We start from the raw sequence: 20,560 nt of genomic DNA, 5'->3' as shown, positions 1-20,560 counted from the left end.
AATGAGGGAATAGAACATGGAAAACATCAAAAAGTTAGAATTTAAATATGTTTCAGATCATAGTGAGATGTTAATTACCCCTAGTTATATTAAAGGTGTTACTTGTTTAAATAAAAAGAAGTCTGGTAAAGGACAATATTTTTTTAAAGGATATAAGGTAGATGATTTAATGCTTGATGATTCAAGTATTTGTTATTATATGCTAACTGCGGTATTAAAAGAGCAAAAAGTCAGTATAGAGAAAATAGATTTTAGTGCGATTTTAAAAGGCTTGCATTTAAAGTTTATTGATAATTTTGACTTTGAATATCAAGAATTAGTTAAGACTGCTGTAAAGAGCGTTGTAGAACGACAGGTATTCCAAGACGTTTTATGTAATATTGATATAGTTAAAGAATTTTTAATTTTAGCGATTGAACATGTAAACGATATATTAAAAATTAAAATAGAATACATAATAGCCTATTCAAATCTTTTAGAAGAGTTGTTTAAAGAGATAGAAAAATTAGATACCTCAAAGAAAGAATATACGATTAGTAAAGTATTATTGAGTGTTTTACTACGACCAAAAAATGATAGGTTTCTTTCACTAAGTATGGAAAAACAATTAAATTCCAAACTGATTGAATTATCAAAAAAGTTATAAGCATTAATCTATCTTGCTAAGTAATACCCGACAACTTTTTTAATTTTTAACTAATTTATTTGAATTGCTATGCTCTGCGGCGATGGCGAATAGTTTTCAAAATGGACAGCGGTTAACTTTTCCTACATATAAGACTGTATTTAATCAAAAATAAACTCTTTTAGGAGTGATTATATGGGTGAATCTTTTGCTGATTTTTTATTTGATTTAGAGCGACAATGGAAGAAAAGACATTATTCAAAAAATGAAATAAAGGATTTAGACACAGTATTAAAAATGGAGACTAAAAAGATTGAAGATGATTCTGAGAAATTGATTCTTAATGTTTTACATAAAAATGGTGAGCATATCATTGTTTATCTTAATAAGTTAGATCAAAGTGAGATTTTTAGAGCATTTTTTATAGAACTTAAAGTTATTAATAAAAAAGGTATAGTATTGAACCGAATACGTTTAAGTGCCAAATTCAATGATGAAGAAACAATTGAGCTTTGTGATATAGAAGTTATTGGGGAGAATGAAGGCAGGGGTTACGGGACAATATTACTTAATTCTTTAATTAATTTTGCTATAGATAACTCTATAAAGACAATTTTAGGTTGGATTTCCTACGCAGATAAGGATCATTTTGATAAGCTCGATTATTTCTATAAAAAACACGGTTTCAATGTGATTTGGGGTAATGATAATACTATTGTAAATAAAGCTGCAGACATTATTTGGATTAAATCTTGAACCGTTTGTTTTTGAGATAGAAAAGATATTTTTCTCTTTTACCCATCTTTCATTTATTATGGTATTTGAAATATTGCCCGCCAGCATTTAAAGTTTTTAACTATAAAATAACTATGAGTTTCTGAAATTATATTAATTAGAATGAAAATGATTGAGTATAAAATTACTGAAATTAAAGCGTTATGCTATTAAATGAAACTCCATGAAATAGCTGAAATTTTAGAACGTAAAAAATACGGTCTTAAAGGTGCTCGTCGTGCGCCTCAATTCTCAAAACGTTAATATTACGTTATATCAACGTTTTAAAACCCTTTCTCGGATTGCCGAGAAAGGGTTTTTTTGTGGTTCACAAAGGATAAAATGCTTTGTGAGAAACCATGTTATTTTCAGTGGCGTTAAATTCGAGCCGCATTCATAATGTCTTGAATTTTTTCAACTAAGTTAAGTATGAGAAATCCATTACCTTCAGAACTTTTACGTTTTCCTATTGGTAAAGTTCGTTTAATAAGCTGTGCATAAATTTCTGTTTCACTAAAAGGTCTACCAAACTCTCTTTCACTTAAATTAATAAGCAATGCTATAGCGCCAGCGATGTGAGGGGTAGCCATTGATGTGCCGGAAAGAGAAGCGTATTTGTGTCCTAAGTAAGTAGAAACAACTTCTACTCCAGGAGCAACAATATCTATTTCTTCATTGTTATTTGTAAACGGAGCAAGCCTTAAGTTATGATCAACGGCTCCAACTTGAATGACTTCATTATATTTTCCAGGATAAGAATACTCAAATGTATCTTCAATATTATCCCCTTCGTTTCCAGCTGCGACAACAACAGATATATCTTGGCTAACTGCGTTTTGTATGGCTTTATGCAATTCTGGAACATCTTCAGGACCACCAAGTGACATTGAGATTACGCGTACTCGTTCTCCTTGTGGTCCACGCCATTCTACTGCATAGTTAATAGCGTTGATAATCCACTCATAATCTCCCGTTCCTTGTCCAGTTAATACTTTCAAACTTAAAATTTTAGCTTTAGGAGCTACACCAACAACGCCTTCATTATTTAAACTAGCGGCTATCGTTCCTGAGACATGGGTTCCATGTCCATTGTTATCTTCAAATATATTAGGGTCTCCATCATAATCGGAAGTAAAATTTCGTCCGTCGATAATTTGATCTTTGAGGTCGGGATGGTCGGTTTCAATACCAGTATCAATTACTGCAATTACAATGCCTTCACCTTGATTACTATCTTCCCAAATCGAGGGTGCTTGAATTAAATCTACCCCTTTTGGTGTTTCGTTTGCCATTTCTACAATCGACTCAATAGTGTAAGGGATTAATTTGACTTGTAACGGCTTATGAATCATTTTCATCCTCCTTCAAATTAAAATATGGAAGTTACCAATTGGTAATGACTTCCTATTTTATAAGTTCAACATAAAGTTTTGTATTCCTTCTTTCGTATATAAATTTTACATTCCATCTAAGGGGTAGGTTTATTTCAGAGAAGATAAACTTTCATTAAAAAATTCCCCCTTAATTTAGTACCCAAAAATAACTACTACTTACGGGTCATTTATTTTTAGGTGCTGTTTAGTATATAGTAAAAGATAAAATATAAGTTAATGTATATAATGTAAATACCTAGTAGTAACTCTTTAATTAAAGAAATTATTTTTGGGTTTTGTTATGACGACAATATCTATCTAATGCTGGGAGAAAATTATGAGGGAAAATCAAAAGATATTAAAAATAGTAAAGAACATAATATTTTTGATGCTTCTATTAATTGGGGTTTTATTAGTATTCCATAATACAATAGAAAATCGACTTGTTTCAATGGGAACAGATTCAATTAAAATAGATACAATAAGTGCAAGTGAGATAGAAAAAAATAATGAAAAGAATACTTCGTTTAACTTTGAAGAGGTAGAAGAATTAGATTTAAAGACAATTCTTAAAGCGAATTTAAATAAGGATGATATATCCGTCATCGGAGCTATAAGCATTCCAAGTGTTAATTTGAATTTGCCTATCGGGAAAGGAACTTCTAGTTATACACTAGCATTAACAGCAGGAACAATGAAAGAGAACCAAGCAATGGGAGAAGGCAATTATGCTTTAGCAGGGCATCATATGGATCGCGAAGATTTACTTTTTAGCCCTTTATTTCAAGTTGAAAAGGGTGCAGCAGTTTATCTAACAGATTTAAAGTATGTTTATGAATATCAGGTAGACGAGCAAAGAACAATCGAGGCAACAGCAATTGAAGTACTTGATGAGATAGAAGGAAAGAAAATCTTAACTTTAATTACATGCGATAATGATGGTAACGCTAGATTACTGACAAGGGCTCATTTCGTAAAAAAAATACCGATTAAAGAGGCGACAAGTAAAGTAATAGAGGCTTTTCAAATAGAGTTGAATAATAAATAAAAGAGGATCGAAAACGAAACACATCAACATTACGAGTTGATGTGTTTTATTTTTAAGAAAAAATTCAAAACCTCTGGATATATCTTTCGAATTTTTAAGACATTATTTTAGATAAAATCTCATTCATATCATTTATATTTTCACGGACCTTTACAGCACTTAAGTAATCAATTTTATCATGATAGGACTCAGCTTGCTCTCTTTGCTCATCTATAGACAAATTCTCATATGCTTCAATTCGGTTCCCTGTTGATTTTTTATAATCCTCCATTAAATTTGTTTCTAATTCCTGTACCTTATTATTAATTTCACTTAAAGTTTTAGTCATAGCAAGTGCTTCATTTTTGAGCTCTTCATTTGTGTTATTCGAGAATGCCGCGGCCTTTCTTTTTTGCTCGCTTAACCCACTTTTAATAGATTGAAGCATTTCGTTATATTCAGAATCTACTACCATATGATCAAGAACTTGTAGTGTATTATCTATTAGTATTTCCAATCTTTTTTTGGCGTCTTCCATATAGATTCCCACCTTTATATACATTTGTATTGATAATATGTACAAAAAACAGCGAGATATTCGGGTGGAATAACACGCTTATTTATAAACAGAATTTTTTAAGGTTTATTTAGATGGAGAAGTGAAAATTTAAATGGTAAAATAAAGGAAATTTTACAAGTGTGTCTGGAGGATTATGATGGTAAAATCTATAAAAGGCCAATTCTTTTTATCGATAGCAGTTGCTCTGGGTTTTATAATTAATTCTTTTAACTATACGGACTTTTCATTTCGGGGAGAATTTAATCTTCCTAGACTGTTATTTTATTTAGTAATGATTATTTCAGTTTATAATGCAGGGATGCTAACACAGCAATATATGCAATCAAGAAAAGAAAAATCAAAATAAAAAATGACCGTAGTTATAATAAACAGGATAATCACTTTGTTCAGATTCACTTGGTAAAATATTTTCGTGTGTTTAGCGTTAGAATAAATAACTTCGAAACATGTTTTCCCTCTTTCAGGACATCATAAAAATAAAGGAGGGACAATTATGGGGAGAAGAAATAGAAATAAAATTTTAATACCAGAAGCAAGACAGGCGCTGGATCAATTAAAGGCCAAAGTTGCTGGCACGGCTAATCCTGAACAGGCTAAATTTGAGGTTGCCCAAGAAATCGGTATACCGTTAAAAGAAGGCTATAATGGAAAGCTTACTTCTGAAGAAGCTGGCAAGGTCGGTGGACAATTAGGTGGTAATATGGTTAAGGAGCTTGTAAAGATGGCTCAAGAAAACTTAACTAAAAAACAATCATGAAAAAGAAACTCATTTTTAAGTTTTTGCACATATAAGGCTCTCAATGCATTTGCTTTGGGGCTTTTTTTATTTTGTAAAACGAAAAAAGTCAATAAGGCTGAAGAAATTTTATTATTCCTCCAGCCTGATACATATTCAAAACGATTTATAAATAAATTTTCCCCGTACCAATAATTATTGCTGGACCTCCAACTTTTATTTTTTGAATGGCATTTTTAGACTTGTGAATTGTTATATCAATGTAGCTTGGGCGCCCCATTTCAAATCCTTGTTCACTTCTAATTTGGTAGACGCCGTCCGCATTGCTAGGAATAACACCATATTTTATTAAATAAGCTCCTAATGGTCCACTTGCACCTCCAGTTGCCGGATCTTCAGCTATACCCATTGCAGGTGCAAACATTCGACTATGAACCTGCGAAACTTCCTCTACCGTTTCAGTAGTAAATGTAAAAATATGCTGACGATTTGGATGTGTATTAAAATGTTCCTGCCATACATCTGTACGGAAATTTATTTTCTTCATTGCAGCTAATGATTTAATTGGAATAAACAAAAAAGGTACGCCTGAGGAAACAGAAATTATAGGCAATGTTTGAGCAATTTCTTCTTTTTCCAATGATAAAAGCTGTGAAATTAAATCTATATCCGTAAAGGTTTCTCCAAACTCTGCAATCGGTTGTTCCATCTCGCTCTTAATAATATTATTATTTTCCTTATAAACAGTAACTGGAATGTCTCCAACTCCTTCTTCTAAAACCCATTCATTGGAGCCGTCGTTTGTAGAAACAATCCCTTTTGTAGCTAATACATAAGCTGTTCCTATTGTTGGATGTCCTGCCATAGGAAGCTCTAACTTCGGAGTGAAAATGCGTAATTTTTTAGTGTTATTAGGAACACTAGGTGGAAATACGAATGTTGTTTCAGATAAATTTAATTCATTAGCAATTAATTGCATCATTTCTGTCGTAAGACCTTCTGCGTTTTCAAAAACAGCAAGTGGATTGCCTCCGAATCTTTTATTTGTAAATACATCGACTAACGTATACACATATTCTTTCAAATACCTTCCCCCCAGTTTTAAAATTTTAGACTGTACTTACAAATTTATAAGTATGTATTTATTATACAGTTTTGTAAAAGGAAATATGGTAATTTAGAGTAACATGAATTAAAGGGATGCCCAGTTAAACTAGGCATCCCTTTGAAATTAAAAAGAGCAATGGTTCACTTAGGGCACACAAACTGCTTACAAATGTGGGATAGGAAGAACAATCTAAATTCCCTTAAATGGATTTTTCCACTCCATTAAAACTCCATAATTAAGTGATTCCTCATCATCCAAGTAATTCTCTACTACAGTTAAGGGTAAGCGACCGCATCTTAATAAAAAAGAAATTACGGGGTCATGCAGCTCCCCTCGAACAACTGCGTCGATATATTCGTTAGCTGTCATGTTGTTAGCATGTTTGTAGTATCCAGGCATTCGTCCGCCGCCAAGCAAGCGGTCTAATCCTTTTTCAATTATTACATGATACATGGATTGCATCATAATTTTCCCAAGTCCTAGAGATCGGAAAGCAGGCCGAACGCTTATATCTACAATATAAAGTGTATTGCCATTTGGATCGTGGTTTGTAATATAGCCGTGGTCGGTTGCTTCTGCCCAAGTATGTTCAGGGTGTGCAGGGTCAAAGTGAACACAAACCCCTGTCAATGAGCTAACGACCTTCCCGTCAATTTCAATGCATAAAGCACCTTCGGGGAAAAGTGTTACATGATTTGTTAGCTGTTTTTTATTCCACCATAATTCTGATGGAAAAGGAGGTGGGAAACATTCCGCTTGTATCTCGATTAAGTCATCGAAATCATCTGTTGAATAGTTGCGGATAATAATTGGTACTGGTTTTCCGTTATCAAATAATAGCTGCTCACTCCGATACATGTGCTTCTCCCCCTAAACAAAAATTTCTATTCCCAATCTGTGTATAAATCAACTCTTCGATCACGCCAAGTAGTTACAGAGCCTTTTTCTCGCACTTTATAAAGCAGCTCAAGATCTAAATCTGCTGTAATAATCATATCGTTGTTAATTTCCCCTTCAGCTAAAAGACCCTTAGGAGGGAAAGGTACATCATTAGGAGTAATAATTGCAGCTTGCCCAAAGTTTGCACGCATAAAATCAACAGTAGGAAGAGCTCCTACAGTACCTGTTAAGACAACATATACTTGATTTTCGATCGCGCGGGCATGACTTGTATAACGTACACGATGGAAACCGTGGCGGTCATCTGTGCACGATGGACAGAAGATGACATCTGCTCCTTTTGCTTTTGCCATACGAACGATTTCTGGGAATTCAATGTCATAACAAGTAAGAATTGCAATTTTCCCTTTGTCTGTATCGAATATTTCTAAACCTTCACCGCGAGACATATTCCATTCATGGACTTCTGTAGGAGTAATATGAAGTTTCGCCTGTGTTCCGATTCGACCGTCCGGGTAAAATAAATGGGCGGTGTTGCGCAATTTTCCATTTACCTCGACAACATGCGTACCCGCAATAATATAAATATTATACTTTTTAGCAAATGAAACGAATAATTCTTGATATTGCTCTGTATAGGAAGGTAAATCATTAATTGTTAGAGCTTTGCCGTCTTTGCCTTTAATCGATAGTAATTGTGTTGTAAAAAACTCAGGGAATAAAATGAACTCTGTATCAAACTCTAAAGCTGCCTTTATATAATGCTCACATTGGTGAGCAAATTCCTCGAAAGACTGAATTGAATGTAGATGATATTGTACTGCTGAAACACGAAACTTCATACACAACCCTCTTTTTTAAGATTTTTTTGATAGTTATATTATAGGAGATTTTCTGCTTAAATGAAGTATTTAAACTTCTCTTCTCCATGCATAAAAGTTTTTAATGAAAGTTTATTGTAAATTTGTATACTTATGTATACAATTGTATGCAGAGGGCGGTGCATTTTTATGATTAGCAAACAGAATGGTCAATTAGGTGAAGTGGCTTTTTCTGAACATGATCAAGGAATCGGTAAGCGAGGAAGAGGAAGTCATGGAGCCAAAACATTTAGACGTGGAAGAGTGTTAGCTTTTTATCAGCAGCTAGTTATTAAGCGGGATACACTAAAGAAACAATTGGCATGCCCAGAATATCAAACAATACAGCAAGTAATTGCAGGTGAACTAAAAGCAACTGAGGACATCATAAATGACTTCAAAGCAGCCTTTGAATTACAAGAGGTTTCTAATGAAATATCAGACTTAAATAAGCATGACAAGTCTAATCAATAACTGTAGACTTTCAATAACTAATTTACATGGATTCAAATAACTTTTACTATCGTATCAACAGAAAGAAGGTACATCATGCAAGCCATATTCTCCTTAAAGAAATATATGAAACCATATATGGTCTTTGCAATTATCGCTCCATTAATGATGGTGCTTGAAGTAGCGATGGATTTAATTCAACCGACAATTATGCAGCATATTATTGATAATGGTATTGCAAAAGACAATATGCCATACGTAATTAAAATGTTTGGACTGATTATTCTATGTGCAGTGATGGGATTAATAGGCGGTGCTGGTTGTTCCATTTATGCTTCAAAGACAGCCATTAATTTTGCGGCGGATATTCGCCAAGATTTATATGAGACAATTACGTATTTTTCAAATAGTAATAAAGATCATTTTACGATTGGGAAGCTCATTACAAACATTACGAGTGATGTGGAAATGTTGCAGCGAGCACTTACGATGCTATTAAAGATTTTTGTACGCGGTCCATTCACTTTTATTGGTGCCATTGTCATCGTATTTATTACAGCCCGTGAACTATTTCCAATTTTATTAGTTGTTGTGCCAATCCTGGCAATATCCATTTATTTTTTCACAAAATTATCTGGAAAGCTATTTTTAAAAGTACAAGAAGCGATAGATGCCGTAAACACAAGAGTACAAGAAAATTTAGCCGGCATCCGTGTCATTAAAGCTTATAACCGCAAAAAACATCAAATCGAGCAATTTACAACGGTAAATGAAACATTAATGAAGCGGAATATTCACGCAGATCAAATCATTGGCATTCTAATGCCTTTAACTGCATTTGTCGTTAATATGGGCATTATTGCAGCTCTATGGATGGGTGCTTTCAAGATAGGGAATGAAACAATTGAGGTAGGGGTAATTTTAGCATTTATTAACTATTTAATGATGATTATGGGTGGGTTAATGAGTTCTTCTAATGTATTAATGCAAATTGCCCGTGCAGTACCAAGTGCCAAACGCATTGTCGAGGTGCTTGAAGAAAAATCTGAAATTAAAAATATTGAAAACCCAATGAGTACCCCTATTAAAGGTGCTGTTGAGTTTGAAAATGTTAGTTTTGCTTATAACAAAAATAATGAACCAGTGTTAAAGAATATTTCCTTTAAAGCGAATCCAGGAGAGACTATCGGTATTATTGGCATGACTGGTAGTGGGAAATCAACTATTGTTCAATTAATACCAAGAATGTTTGAAGCGGATCAAGGGGTTATTAAAATCGATGGCCAACCTATTCGTCACTATGATTTACATACATTACGAAGTTCAATTGGCTTTGCTCCTCAAAAGGCAACTTTATTTTCCAGAACAATTGAAGCGAATGTGAAATACGGGAATGACGAGGCAACAATGGACGAATTAATAGAAGCATTAGAATCTTCCTGTGCATTAGAATTTGTTGAAAAGTTTGATGATAAACAACAGCATCATATCACGCAAGGTGCAACCAACCTATCAGGCGGACAGAAGCAGCGTCTTGCAATGGCCCGTGCATTTATTCGCAAGCCGGCAATATTAATTTTAGACGATACAACATCTGCTGTAGATAGTTTTTCAGAGAGAAGAATACAAAATGCCATCGCAAACAATTTTAAGGAAAGTACGAAGTTTATTGTGTCATCGAAAATTTCATCGATTCGTCATGCGGATAAAATATTGGTGTTGGATGATGGCAGTATCGTAGGGCAAGGGACCCATGAAGAACTACTTGAAACAAATAGGGTATATCAAGAAATTGTTTCAACACAGCTGGTAAGAGGAGGGATTTTAAATGAATAAATCACCAGAAAAATCACCTGGACCTCCTCCAATTGGAAAACACCCCGGTCCAAGATTTAATGGTCCAGCAGAAAAAGCAAAAAATCAAAAAGCGACACTTAAACGAATTTGGTTATATTTAAAAAACCAAAAAATAGGAATCATCAGCTCTATTTTCTTTGTAGTTTTTTCATCTATTTTAAACTTATTAGGTCCGTTATTAATTGGAATTATTATCGATGAACATATTTTAAAGTTTGATATTGATGGAACTATAAGAATGATTTTGATACTTGCAGGAATATATATTGTATCTGCAATATTTATGTGGCTGCAAACTTTTGTGATGATTCGTGTATCACAAAAAACCATTCATCAGCTTCGACAACATTTATTTGAGAAGTTCCAATCACTTCCTTTATCAACTTTCGATAAACGTCAACAGGGCGATTTAATGAGTCGGATGACAAATGATATTGAAAATTTAAATGCTGCACTATCACAAAGTGTTATTCAAATCATTTCAACAATATTATCAGTAGTGGGAACTGCAATTGCAATGTTTTATTTAAACTGGGTATTAGCGGTAGTAACACTACTTGTTATTCCAATTATAATTTGGTCTACGAAACAAATTATTAAACGAAGTAGTAAGAATTACGTTCAGCGTCAAAAAGATTTAGGGAATTTAAATGGTTTTATTGAGGAAACGATATCGAATTCCCATATTACAACATTATTCGGAAAAGAAGAGCAGACGATTGCTCAATTTAAACAAGCAAATGAAAAACTAAGAGCATCTGCTTTAAGTGCAGATATTACTTCGGGATTCCTTGGACCAATCAACAACTTCATTAATAACTTCGGGATTGGGTTAATAATTGGTGTAGGGGCTTTAATGGTATTAGGCAACTTTGGGGTTTCAATTGGGGTGATTGCTTCCTTTGTTACTTATTCAAGACAATTCTTCCGTCCAATTAACCAATTGTCGAATTTATTAAATACATTCCAATCTGCTATCGCAGGAGTAGAACGTGTATTTGAAATATTAGATGAAAAAGAAGAAGCAGCAGATGTTGCGGGAGCAATTGCCAAGAAACGTTATAATGGGGATGTCGAGTTTCGTAATGTCCAATTTTATTATCAAAACGATAAACCAATTCTTCATAACCTTTCATTCCATGCTAGGGCAGGAGAAACGATTGCCCTTGTTGGTCCGACGGGTTCAGGGAAAACAACAATAATACAACTGCTTAATCGTTTTTATGATGCCAAAAGCGGTGAAATATTAATTGATGGAGAAAATATTAAACAGTACCAAATGGAAAACTTACGTGATCATATTGGCATAGTACTGCAAGATACGTATCTTTTCTCGGGGACAGTTCGAGAAAATATCCGTTACGGTAAGCTGGATGCGACAGATGAAGAAGTCGAAAAAGCTGCGAAAATCGCCTACGCCCACAATTTTATAAAATATTTGCCGCAATCATATGACACGATGCTTGTTTCAGGCGGACTGAATTTAAGTCAGGGTCAACGCCAGTTAATCGCAATTGCACGGGCAATATTGGAAGACCCTGATATATTAATACTAGATGAAGCTACTTCAAGCGTTGATACAATGACAGAAGTACACATTCAAAAAGGGTTAAATAATTTAATGAAGGGTCGTACAAGCTTTGTTATTGCACATCGTTTAAAAACAATTGAAAATGCGGATCAAATATTAGTTATTAAAGATGGAGTAATATTAGAGAAAGGCAACCATGAAACATTAATGATGCAAAAGGGCTTTTACGAAAATCTGCAAAACCAATTGCAGCTTCAATAATCTTTTAAGCTGTCCACTTTTATAAGAAGGTGGATAGCTTTTTGATTTTGAAAAAAACGATGAAACCGTTCTAAATAGTTTAATGATTGAACATACTATATTTGTTTTTATGTAATTTGAACTTTACGCATACAAAACCAACTTCAAGCGTATAGTAGTTCAAAAGGTTGCTAAAGGCGGTGTAATAGTTTTGAAGCGGTGGATCGCTCTAGGAGTTATTTTGTTATGTTGTTTACTTGTTGTATTTTATGAGACAAGCGCATCCGATCGACGTTTCTTTTTACCAGAACCATTAGGTGGAGTGAAAATAGTCGTTGATGCTGGCCATGGAGGAATTGATGGGGGAGCTTCATCGGGAGAAGTTATTGAAAAAGATGTAACGCTTGCAATTGCTAAAAAGGTGGAACGCCAATTAAAGCGTATGGGAGCGGAAGTAGTCATGACCCGAACAACAGATGAGGATGTACTAGCTGAACATGCTCCAAGTGAAGAATTTGCTACATTAAGAGAAAGAAAAAAGCAAGACATCTTTTTAAGAGCTAATCTTGTGAAGTCCAATGAACCAGATATTTTCATTACCATTCACGCAAATGCCATTCCTGAAGAAAAATGGCGAGGGGCACAAGTTTTTTATCATAAAGATGGACACGCCAATAGTGAATTGTTAGCAAAGTCTGTTCAATCCTCTATTAAAGAAACTTTGCAAAATACGGATCGTGAAGCATTGGCCATTAAGCAAATCTATCTTTTAAAGAAAACAGAGGTTCCTTCAGTATTAGTCGAAACAGGGTTCTTAAGCAATAACGAAGAACGTAAATTATTATCCGATGAAGACTATCAAGAGAAAATGGCAAATGCAATTGTGGAAGGTATTGAAAACTATGTAAACTTGGAATTCGAATAATGAAAAACATTTTTTGATTTTTAAAGTTATTTTAGTTTATGGTACAAGCCTTATAATGTCAGGGTTTCTAAGTATTATTAAGCAGTTATTATTTATAAAAAAATATTATTTGATAAAACCATTCACGACTTCTTGTGAATGGTTTTTTAATTTTGTATATGAATTATTTATCAAATGTAAAAGTTATAAATCTAGTAATAATATATGTAAAAAGTTCCATAACCAATCGTTTTTGTCATAATTTTATGGTTGAATAAGTGTAGTTCTTTGAAAGGGGTTAAGGTATGGGATACATCGAATTGATGGATATTTCAAAGTCATACAACAAACAAAGTAATGTATTGAATGGTATTGACTTGAACATAGAGAAAGGTGAATTTTTCGTCTTAGTTGGGCCTTCTGGTTCAGGGAAAAGTACATTACTTCGGATGATTGCAGGGCTAGAAGAAATTTCAGGAGGGACATTAAAAATTAATGAGAAGATCGTGAACCATCTTCCTCCAAAGGATCGCAATCTGTCGATGGTTTTCCAAAACTATGCACTATATCCTCACTTAACAGTTGAACAAAATATATTATTTGGACTAAATGCAAGAAAAATAGATAAACAAGTGCAAAAGAAAAGATTAGAAGAAACAGCGAAACTAATGGGTTTAAGCGACTTGTTAAAACGCAAGCCTCGTGAACTATCTGGCGGGCAAAGACAACGTGTTGCTTTAGCACGCGCGGTAGTTAGTGAGGCACCACTGTGCTTAATGGACGAGCCGTTATCAAATTTAGATGCCAAATTACGTGCCAATATGAGAATTGAAATTCGACGTCTTCAAAAGCAGTTAGGTTTAACAATGATTTATGTTACACATGACCAAGTTGAGGCAATGACGATGGGTGATCGAATTATGGTGCTAAATGATGGAGTTATTCAGCAAGTTGGTGAACCAATTACGCTTTATAACAAGCCATCAAATTTATTCGTAGCTTCTTTCATTGGTTCTCCAAAAATGAATTTAGGAAAAGCAGTTTTAACAGACGACCATCTTATTATTGAAGAAGAACTCAAAATACCTATTAACTCAACTCAAATAGAAACAAATATTAAAAATAAAAACTTAATTATTGGCATCCGAGCTGAGAATTTGCCTTTGGGGTCAAATGGTGAAGAAACCTATGAAATAGAGGTTGTGAACGTCGAACAACTAGGAAATGAAACATTAGTATCTTTTGAAGTCGGATCAGAACTGTGGACGGCGAAATGGCTTGGTCAATGGTTAGGAAAAGTGGGGGATAAGGTACCGGTTCATATTTCAATCGAAAATATACATTTCTTCGATGCGCATACAGGAAACTTAATTCAAGCTGCTTCCAATACGAATAAACAAGAGGTTGTGAAGATATGAGTATGAGTAATCCTACACTTGAATCATTGGAAAATGAAATTAGTGAAATTAATTTCGAGCAAATCAAAAAGAAACAACGTTTGAAGAGTTTTGCTAAAGGGATGTTGTTTTTACTTCCATCCATTGTATTATTCGGAGCATTTTTGTTTTATCCGCTGTTCAAAACGATTTATCTTAGTTTCTTTTTAACAAATGCACAAGGTGAAACGACTGTGTTTGTTGGACTGCAAAACTATATTGATATGTTTGCTTCTCCAGTATTTCAACAAAGTATGAAGTCAACATTCTTATTTGTTTTATATACTGTTCCAACTACAGTTGTTATTGCACTGTTCTTGGCAGTGCTTGCAAATGAAAAACTTAAAGGGATTGGATTATTCCGTACGATTTTTTCTTCGACGATGGGAATCTCAGTTGCGGCAGCTTCTGTATTTTGGTTATACATGTTTCATCCTTCGATTGGCTTTTTAAATAAAATGCTCGAAATATTTGGGATTGACGCTATTGGTTGGTTGACTGATCCAAAATGGGCATTACTTGCAGTTTCTGCAACAACGATTTGGATGAATCTAGGATTTACATTCTTAATTTTACTAGGCGGTCTTCAATCCATAGATTCCTATTTATATGAAAGTGCAGATATTGACGGTGCGAGTTATTTTTATAAATTGCGAAGAATCACAATTCCAATGTTATCTCCAACACTCTTTTTTGTCATTACAGTCACAATTATTAATGCGTTCCAAACATTTGGACAAATCGATATTTTAACTCAAGGCGGCCCACAAAATACGACGAATTTAATCGTTTACTCAATTTATCGTGAGGCTTTTGCAAATTATCAATTTGGTACTGCCAGCGCTCAGTCAATCGTCTTATTTATCATTATTCTCGTTATGACGGTACTACAGTTCAAACTTGGTGAAAGGAAGGTTCATTATCAATGACCGTGCCAATCAGCAGAAAAATTCTATTTTATATATTGCTGATGATTTCAGCACTTGTGATATTCGCACCAGTCATAATGGCCTTCGTTATGAGCTTTATGGACAACAAAGACATTATGACTGGAAGTTTGCCGCAGACATTATCCTTTGACAATTATGTCAAGGCATTTGAAAAGTTTCCGCTGCTGAAGTATTTGTTTAATAGTTTAGTAGTCGCACTTGTTATTACGTTTGGACAATTGGTTTTATCTAGTTTAGCGGCTTATGCCTTTGTATTTTTAGAGTTTAAAGGCAGAGACTTTTTATTCTTTTTATTTATCGCAACGATGATGGTGCCATTTGAAGCATCTATTATTCCAAATTTCCATATCATCCGTGATCTAGGATGGATTGATAAATATCTAGGATTAACAGTGCCATTTTTTGCAATGGCATTTGGAACTTTCTTACTTCGACAAAACTATAAGCAAATTCCGAAAGAGTTAAGAGAAGCAAGTCTAATTGAAGGAATGGGCGATTTTAAGTTCTTTTTAAAGGTTGTACTGCCTGTTTCAAAAACAAGTTTAGTTACTTTGGGTGCTTATGGCTTTTTAACATCTTGGAACATGTATCTATGGCCGCTGCTTTCAACAACAAATGATACAGTCAGAACAGTTCAAATCGGGTTAAAGCAACTACAAAATCAAGAGCAGCTAAATGATTGGGGGATGATTATGGCGGGTGCCATTATTGTCATTATCCCAACCTTAGTGTTGTTGTTCCTCGGACAAAAGAAATTGCAAAAAGGCTTAACTGAAGGAGCAATTAAATAAGGAATACAATGGTTTATACCTTTTCTCTTCATTCGTCAAATGGATAAAAGGATAAATAATAGATCAATGAACTAAAAAGGAGTAGGAAAAATGAAAAAACAATTTTTACTAACGTCTTTAATGATGTTGCTTGTTGTGATTTTAGCGGCATGTAACTCAAATGAAAGTTCATCAACAACAGAAACGAATTCATCGAATAACTCGGAATCTACGGGAGATACTGAATCAAAGGAAAAGCAAATCGTAACATTTTGGCACTCAATGAGTGGTGCTGGTCAAGAAACGTTGAACGCAATCGTTGAAGATTACAATAACTCTCAAGATGACATTCAAGTAAATGCTGAATTCCAAGGGACATATGACGAGTCATTAACAAAATTTAATGCCGTGGCAGGAAGTGACAGTGCGCCAACAATGATTCAAACTTTTGAAATCGGAACAAGATCTATGATTAATAGCGGTCAAATTGTGCCGATTCAAGAATTTGTTGATGCAGATGGCTATGATATGAGCGGTCTGGAAGAAAATATCACGAACTACTATTCATTAGATGGTAAATTCTATTCAATGCCGTTTAACTCTTCTACACCAGTTATGTACTACAATAAAGATGCATTTAAAGAAGCTGGACTTGATCCAGAAGCTCCACCGGAAACTTTTGAAGAGGTAGAAGCTGCAGGAAAAGCGATTGTTGAATCGAACCCAGACATGAAAGGTTTTGCTTTACAAGCGTATGGTTGGTTATGGGAGCAATTACTGGCAAACCAAGGTGCGTTATTATTAAATAATGACAATGGACGTACAGGTACGCCTACAGAAATTGGTTGGACAGAAGAAGAAGGCAAGTCGATCTTTGAGTGGGTAAAACGTATGGTAGACGCTGGTACTTTTGCGAACTATGGTACAAACAGCGATAATATGATGGCTGGTTTCTTAGCTGGAGATGTAGCAATGTTCCTACAATCTTCTGCTAGTTCACGAGATGTAATTGACAATGCACCATTTGAAGTAGGAATTGCTTTTTTACCGCATCCAGAAAATAAAGAACGTCAAGGGGTAGTTATTGGCGGTGCCAGCCTTTGGATGATCGACGGCAAACCTGAAGCAGAACAAAAAGCAGCTTGGGAGTTTATGAAATACCTTCAAACACCAGAGGTACAAGCGAAGTGGCATATCGGAACAGGGTACTTTGCAATTAACCCAGCTGCATATGATGAGCAAATTGTAAAAGATGCATATGCTGAAAAACCACAATTACAAGTTACAGTTGATCAGCTGCAAGCAACTAAACCTTCTTATGCAACACAAGGTGCACTAATGGACATGCTTCCAGAGGGACGTAAAGTTATGGAAACTGCTTTGGAAAAAGTCTACAATGGCGGGGATGTTGATGAGGCCTACAATACAGCAGTAGAGCAATTTAATGCAGCAATCGAAAAAGCAAATGCTGCCCGCGGTGAATAATAAGGTTGAATAAATAATAATATTTAGTTAAGGAATAAAGCGTTGAATATTGCGCTTTATTCTTTTTCTATTTAAATAGAGCTTAATGGGTATTATACATATAGCAACTTGGATAGATATGGAGTGTAAATAAATATGAAGCTGCTTAAAATATGGATTGTATTTTTTATTTTGGTGCTCCTTGGATTAATAGTTTTTGGTATTAGAGAAAATGAAGCATTGCCTGGAATTATAGACAAGCCTAAAATATTTGCTCATAGAGGTGCAATTAATAGCTTCAATGAAAGTACCATCACGTCATATAAAATTGCAGCAAAAAATGGCGTGGATGCTTTAGAACTGGATCTGCGAATGACAAAAGATAATGTGTTAATTATCATGCATGATGAAACAATTGACCGAACAACAAATGGTAAAGGAAAAGTAAATGACTTATCTTTAGAAGAAATTAAAAAATATGAAACAATAGGCAAATATAATGGAAAAACGACAAAAGAAGATATTCCGACGTTGGAAGAATTATTTCAAACTTTTGGAGATACACAAAGATACTATATAGAAACTCGATTAGTAAATGGAGAAGCTATTATGGAGGAGCCGTTAGTCCAATTGCTGAAGAACTATAATTTATTAAAGAAAGAAAAAGTCGCTATTCAATCCTTTTCTGAAAAAAGTTTGGAAAAGATGGCAAAACTAGCTCCTGACTTACGTTTAACTTTGCTTTTCAAAAAAGGCAAATTCGATTTAAATAAAGCGTTAAGCGTTGATTATCCCGTTATTGGTTTAGAATCCTCTGATGCAAGCATAAAAACAATTAATGCTTTGCATAAACAAGGAAAAGAAGTACATGTGTTTTTTCATAATGTAGAATCGATAGAAGCACAACAAGAAAAAATGAGAGAATTAAATGTAGATGGTTTCTTTTACTAAGAAGTTATTAAATCGGTAATTTAATGCGGGAATGTGAAAAATGATGTAGTAGAATGTTTCATTAAAGCATTCAACGATCACTGTGTTATACTAAAATTGAAGCAAATATAGGGGAGTGTTTCGAGTGATAAACGAACAACAAGTACGTGAAATATTAGGGCAGTTACAAGATCCTTTTTTACATAGAACGTTTGCTGAAACAAATGCGGTAACAAACGTATCCATTAAAGAAGAAAAAAATCATGTTAGTGTAAAAGTAGCAATTGCAAAAACGAATACACCTGAACAAATGCAATTACAAATGAAAATTGTAGAAATTTTAAAAGAAGCTGGTGCTGCAACGGTGGGCATTCGTTTTGAGGAATTGTCTCCAGACGTATTAGAAAGTTTCCGTGGCAAAGCAACAGAATCAGAGGTGCATGATTTACTTTCTCCATTATCTACAGTTCAATTTATTGCAATTGCTTCTGGTAAAGGTGGAGTAGGGAAATCTACAGTTTCGGTTAACTTAGCGGTTGCGCTTGCAAGACTTGGCAAAAAAGTCGGTCTAATTGATGCTGATATTTATGGATTTAGTGTACCTGATATGATGGGCATTCAAGAAATGCCAGTAGTAAAAGATGAGCGAATTTATCCTGTCGAACGTAAAGGTGTAAAAGTTATCTCAATGGGATTCTTTGTTGAAAATAATGCGCCGATTGTTTGGCGTGGACCTATGCTTGGGAAAGTATTAGATCAATTTTTCCGTGATGTAGAATGGGGAGATATTGATTATTTACTATTAGATTTACCACCAGGAACAGGTGATATAGCGTTAGATATTCACCAAATGCTGCCATCTTCAAAAGAAATTATTGTTACGACTCCTCATCCAACAGCTGCTTTTGTTGCTGCTCGCGCCGGTGCAATGGCGTTGCAAACAAATCATGATATTCTTGGCGTTATTGAAAATATGGCATGGTTTGAATCTAAAACAACTGGTGAACGTGAATTTGTATTTGGTCAAGGAGGGGGACCAAAGCTTGCTGATGAATTGCGTACCGATTTATTAGGACAAATTCCGCTTGGACAACCTGACTGGTCAAATGAAGATTTTGCCCCTTCTATTTATGAAGAAGATCATCCAACCGGAAAAATTTATTTAGAAATGGCACAAAAAGTAGTCAATAAATTAGCGAAATAGTATTTTGAAAAATAATAGCGGACTGCATTAAGGCAGTCCGCTCAGACTGTAGACAAACTCGAAAATTCGAGTTTGCCTACAGTCTTTTTTCTTTTAAAATAAAATTAATAACCCTTTTTGAATAAGTTAGTTGATTTCCGTTTCGGCGGACGCTTTCCGCGGGCGTGGGCCAATCCTCCTCGTCGCTACGCTCCTGCGGGGTATCGGCCGTCACGCTTTTCCCGCAGGAGTCGCCGCCTACACTACAATCAACTACTTCTAAATATACGTTGAGGTGAATGGAAATGATGTCGAAAAATCAAATAAATGAACGCGATCAAATTGAGATGATTACGATTGAAGAACTTGTACCAAAAGACCATCTTGTTAGAAAGCTTGAATCAGCCATTGATTATTCTTTCATCTATCCACTAGTAGAACCGCTGTATTCTAAATTAGGTCGCCCGAGTGTTGACCCAGTCGTATTAATCAAAATGACATTTGTTCAATATGTATTTGGAATCCGTTCAATGCGTCAAACAATAAAAGAAATCGAAACGAATATGGCGTATCGATGGTTTTTAGGATTTGGCTTCCATTCAGAAGTACCACACTTTTCAACCTTCGGTAAAAACTATGAACGTCGTTTTCAAGACACAGATATCTTTGAACAGATTTTCTATCGAATACTTAAAGAAATTGCTGATAAAGGATTACTAAGTGCTGACCATGTTTTCATCGATTCAACGCATGTTAAAGCGAGTGCGAATAAACGTAAATTCGAGAAGAAGATGGTACGTAAAGAGACTCGGGCATATGAAGCTAAACTTCAAGAAGAATTGAATCAAGATCGGATTGA

Annotated in this window: 21 protein-coding genes and 1 pseudogene; 17 read left to right on the top strand and 5 right to left on the bottom strand. The window is 34.6% G+C overall.

Annotation, left to right across the window (positions count from 1 at the left end):
- Positions 1–16 precede the first annotated feature (16 nt).
- From EKG35_RS00115 to rpsI, 3 genes and pseudogenes are all read left to right on the top strand, one after another.
- Entirely contained in the window at positions 17–646 is a 630-nt protein-coding gene (locus EKG35_RS00115; RefSeq protein ID WP_126292286.1) for a hypothetical protein, read from the top strand.
- Positions 647–820: 174 nt separating this feature from the next.
- Positions 821–1,381 carry a GNAT family N-acetyltransferase gene (locus EKG35_RS00110; RefSeq protein ID WP_126292285.1) on the top strand — a complete coding sequence of 187 codons (561 nt, stop codon included), beginning with the start codon at positions 821–823 and terminating at the stop codon, positions 1,379–1,381.
- Positions 1,382–1,591: 210 nt separating this feature from the next.
- Positions 1,592–1,663 (top strand): annotated as a pseudogene (rpsI, locus tag EKG35_RS00105) (30S ribosomal protein S9); the annotation flags it as partial.
- Positions 1,664–1,776: 113 nt separating this feature from the next.
- On the opposite strand, the gene EKG35_RS00100 reads toward rpsI, so the two are convergent.
- Complete coding sequence (locus tag EKG35_RS00100; protein ID WP_126292284.1) at positions 1,777–2,751, bottom strand: S8 family peptidase; 975 nt, start codon at positions 2,749–2,751, stop codon at positions 1,777–1,779.
- A 409-nt stretch (positions 2,752–3,160) separates the two neighbouring features.
- Here EKG35_RS00100 and EKG35_RS00095 point away from each other — a divergent pair, with 409 nt between their 5' ends.
- Positions 3,161–3,820, top strand: coding sequence for a class A sortase (locus tag EKG35_RS00095; RefSeq protein WP_185807590.1), 660 nt, complete (start codon positions 3,161–3,163; stop codon positions 3,818–3,820).
- Positions 3,821–3,914: 94 nt separating this feature from the next.
- On the opposite strand, the gene EKG35_RS00090 is transcribed toward EKG35_RS00095, so the two are convergent.
- Entirely contained in the window at positions 3,915–4,337 is a 423-nt protein-coding gene (locus tag EKG35_RS00090; protein WP_126292282.1) for a hypothetical protein, read from the bottom strand.
- Between the two features lie 178 nt (positions 4,338–4,515).
- On the opposite strand from EKG35_RS00090, the gene EKG35_RS00085 reads away from it, so the two are divergent.
- Positions 4,516–4,725 carry a hypothetical protein gene (locus tag EKG35_RS00085; RefSeq protein ID WP_126292281.1) on the top strand — a complete coding sequence of 70 codons (210 nt, stop codon included), beginning with the start codon at positions 4,516–4,518 and terminating at the stop codon, positions 4,723–4,725.
- A gap of 147 nt (positions 4,726–4,872) precedes the next feature.
- Positions 4,873–5,136, top strand: a complete 264-nt coding sequence (locus EKG35_RS00080; protein WP_126292280.1) for an alpha/beta-type small acid-soluble spore protein — start codon at positions 4,873–4,875, stop codon at positions 5,134–5,136.
- Between the two features lie 145 nt (positions 5,137–5,281).
- On the opposite strand, the gene EKG35_RS00075 is transcribed toward EKG35_RS00080, so the two are convergent.
- The 3 genes from EKG35_RS00075 to EKG35_RS00065 form a co-directional block, all read right to left on the bottom strand.
- Positions 5,282–6,199 (bottom strand): PhzF family phenazine biosynthesis protein, encoded by a 918-nt coding sequence (locus tag EKG35_RS00075; RefSeq protein WP_126292279.1) that lies wholly within the window; start codon positions 6,197–6,199, stop codon positions 5,282–5,284.
- 213 nt (positions 6,200–6,412) lie between these two features.
- Positions 6,413–7,081 carry a GNAT family N-acetyltransferase gene (locus tag EKG35_RS00070; RefSeq protein WP_126292278.1) on the bottom strand — a complete coding sequence of 223 codons (669 nt, stop codon included), beginning with the start codon at positions 7,079–7,081 and terminating at the stop codon, positions 6,413–6,415.
- 26 nt (positions 7,082–7,107) lie between these two features.
- Positions 7,108–7,965 (bottom strand): carbon-nitrogen hydrolase family protein, encoded by an 858-nt coding sequence (locus EKG35_RS00065; RefSeq protein WP_126292277.1) that lies wholly within the window; start codon positions 7,963–7,965, stop codon positions 7,108–7,110.
- 168 nt (positions 7,966–8,133) lie between these two features.
- Here EKG35_RS00065 and EKG35_RS00060 point away from each other — a divergent pair, with 168 nt between their 5' ends.
- From EKG35_RS00060 to EKG35_RS00005, 11 genes are all read left to right on the top strand, one after another.
- Positions 8,134–8,457 carry a 2-keto-3-deoxygluconate kinase gene (locus tag EKG35_RS00060; RefSeq protein ID WP_126292276.1) on the top strand — a complete coding sequence of 108 codons (324 nt, stop codon included), beginning with the start codon at positions 8,134–8,136 and terminating at the stop codon, positions 8,455–8,457.
- Between the two features lie 75 nt (positions 8,458–8,532).
- On the top strand, positions 8,533–10,272 hold the full coding sequence (locus EKG35_RS00055; protein WP_126292275.1) for an ABC transporter ATP-binding protein: 1,740 nt from the start codon (positions 8,533–8,535) through the stop codon (positions 10,270–10,272).
- The gene (locus EKG35_RS00050) at positions 10,265–12,085 is read left to right on the top strand and encodes an ABC transporter ATP-binding protein (RefSeq protein WP_126292274.1); all 1,821 of its coding nucleotides are present in this window, start codon (positions 10,265–10,267) and stop codon (positions 12,083–12,085) included. Before EKG35_RS00055 ends, EKG35_RS00050 begins: the two co-directional genes overlap by 8 nt.
- 190 nt (positions 12,086–12,275) lie before the next feature.
- Positions 12,276–12,989, top strand: coding sequence for an N-acetylmuramoyl-L-alanine amidase CwlD (gene cwlD, locus EKG35_RS00045; RefSeq protein WP_126292273.1), 714 nt, complete (start codon positions 12,276–12,278; stop codon positions 12,987–12,989).
- A gap of 284 nt (positions 12,990–13,273) precedes the next feature.
- Complete coding sequence (locus EKG35_RS00040) at positions 13,274–14,386, top strand: ABC transporter ATP-binding protein (protein WP_126292272.1); 1,113 nt, start codon at positions 13,274–13,276, stop codon at positions 14,384–14,386.
- 2 nt (positions 14,387–14,388) lie between these two features.
- Complete coding sequence (locus tag EKG35_RS00035) at positions 14,389–15,333, top strand: carbohydrate ABC transporter permease (RefSeq protein ID WP_126292271.1); 945 nt, start codon at positions 14,389–14,391, stop codon at positions 15,331–15,333.
- On the top strand, positions 15,330–16,145 hold the full coding sequence (locus tag EKG35_RS00030; RefSeq protein WP_126292270.1) for a carbohydrate ABC transporter permease: 816 nt from the start codon (positions 15,330–15,332) through the stop codon (positions 16,143–16,145). Before EKG35_RS00035 ends, EKG35_RS00030 begins: the two co-directional genes overlap by 4 nt.
- A gap of 90 nt (positions 16,146–16,235) precedes the next feature.
- Positions 16,236–17,609 (top strand): ABC transporter substrate-binding protein, encoded by a 1,374-nt coding sequence (locus EKG35_RS00025; protein WP_126292269.1) that lies wholly within the window; start codon positions 16,236–16,238, stop codon positions 17,607–17,609.
- A gap of 135 nt (positions 17,610–17,744) precedes the next feature.
- Entirely contained in the window at positions 17,745–18,539 is a 795-nt protein-coding gene (locus EKG35_RS00020) for a glycerophosphodiester phosphodiesterase (RefSeq protein WP_126292268.1), read from the top strand.
- Between the two features lie 124 nt (positions 18,540–18,663).
- Positions 18,664–19,722: an Mrp/NBP35 family ATP-binding protein gene (locus tag EKG35_RS00015; protein WP_126292267.1), complete on the top strand. Its 1,059-nt coding sequence runs from the start codon at positions 18,664–18,666 to the stop codon at positions 19,720–19,722.
- 284 nt (positions 19,723–20,006) lie between these two features.
- A partial coding sequence (locus tag EKG35_RS00005; RefSeq protein ID WP_148103492.1) for a transposase occupies positions 20,007–20,560 on the top strand: 554 nt, incomplete at its 3' end.

Origin of the sequence: Lysinibacillus telephonicus, from assembly GCF_003966145.1 — a bacterium.
GTDB lineage: Bacteria > Bacillota > Bacilli > Bacillales_A > Planococcaceae > Ureibacillus > Ureibacillus telephonicus.
Note: the sequence above shows the minus strand (reverse complement) of the source record. Positions and strands in the feature narration are given on the sequence as shown.

Excerpts from the sequence above, each read along its gene's own strand:
- EKG35_RS00115 (WP_126292286.1), top strand. The coding sequence starts at position 17 with ATGGAAAACATCAAAAAGTTAGAATTTAAATATGTTTCAGATCATAGT.
- EKG35_RS00110 (WP_126292285.1), top strand. The coding sequence starts at position 821 with ATGGGTGAATCTTTTGCTGATTTTTTATTTGATTTAGAGCGACAATGG.
- EKG35_RS00100 (WP_126292284.1), bottom strand. The coding sequence starts at position 2,751 with ATGATTCATAAGCCGTTACAAGTCAAATTAATCCCTTACACTATTGAG.
- EKG35_RS00095 (WP_185807590.1), top strand. The coding sequence starts at position 3,161 with ATGCTTCTATTAATTGGGGTTTTATTAGTATTCCATAATACAATAGAA.
- EKG35_RS00090 (WP_126292282.1), bottom strand. The coding sequence starts at position 4,337 with ATGGAAGACGCCAAAAAAAGATTGGAAATACTAATAGATAATACACTA.
- EKG35_RS00085 (WP_126292281.1), top strand. The coding sequence starts at position 4,516 with ATGGTAAAATCTATAAAAGGCCAATTCTTTTTATCGATAGCAGTTGCT.
- EKG35_RS00080 (WP_126292280.1), top strand. The coding sequence starts at position 4,873 with ATGGGGAGAAGAAATAGAAATAAAATTTTAATACCAGAAGCAAGACAG.
- EKG35_RS00070 (WP_126292278.1), bottom strand. The coding sequence starts at position 7,081 with ATGTATCGGAGTGAGCAGCTATTATTTGATAACGGAAAACCAGTACCA.
- EKG35_RS00065 (WP_126292277.1), bottom strand. The coding sequence starts at position 7,965 with ATGAAGTTTCGTGTTTCAGCAGTACAATATCATCTACATTCAATTCAG.
- EKG35_RS00060 (WP_126292276.1), top strand. The coding sequence starts at position 8,134 with ATGATTAGCAAACAGAATGGTCAATTAGGTGAAGTGGCTTTTTCTGAA.
- EKG35_RS00055 (WP_126292275.1), top strand. The coding sequence starts at position 8,533 with ATGCAAGCCATATTCTCCTTAAAGAAATATATGAAACCATATATGGTC.
- EKG35_RS00050 (WP_126292274.1), top strand. The coding sequence starts at position 10,265 with ATGAATAAATCACCAGAAAAATCACCTGGACCTCCTCCAATTGGAAAA.
- EKG35_RS00040 (WP_126292272.1), top strand. The coding sequence starts at position 13,274 with ATGGGATACATCGAATTGATGGATATTTCAAAGTCATACAACAAACAA.
- EKG35_RS00035 (WP_126292271.1), top strand. The coding sequence starts at position 14,389 with ATGAGTAATCCTACACTTGAATCATTGGAAAATGAAATTAGTGAAATT.
- EKG35_RS00030 (WP_126292270.1), top strand. The coding sequence starts at position 15,330 with ATGACCGTGCCAATCAGCAGAAAAATTCTATTTTATATATTGCTGATG.
- EKG35_RS00025 (WP_126292269.1), top strand. The coding sequence starts at position 16,236 with ATGAAAAAACAATTTTTACTAACGTCTTTAATGATGTTGCTTGTTGTG.
- EKG35_RS00020 (WP_126292268.1), top strand. The coding sequence starts at position 17,745 with ATGAAGCTGCTTAAAATATGGATTGTATTTTTTATTTTGGTGCTCCTT.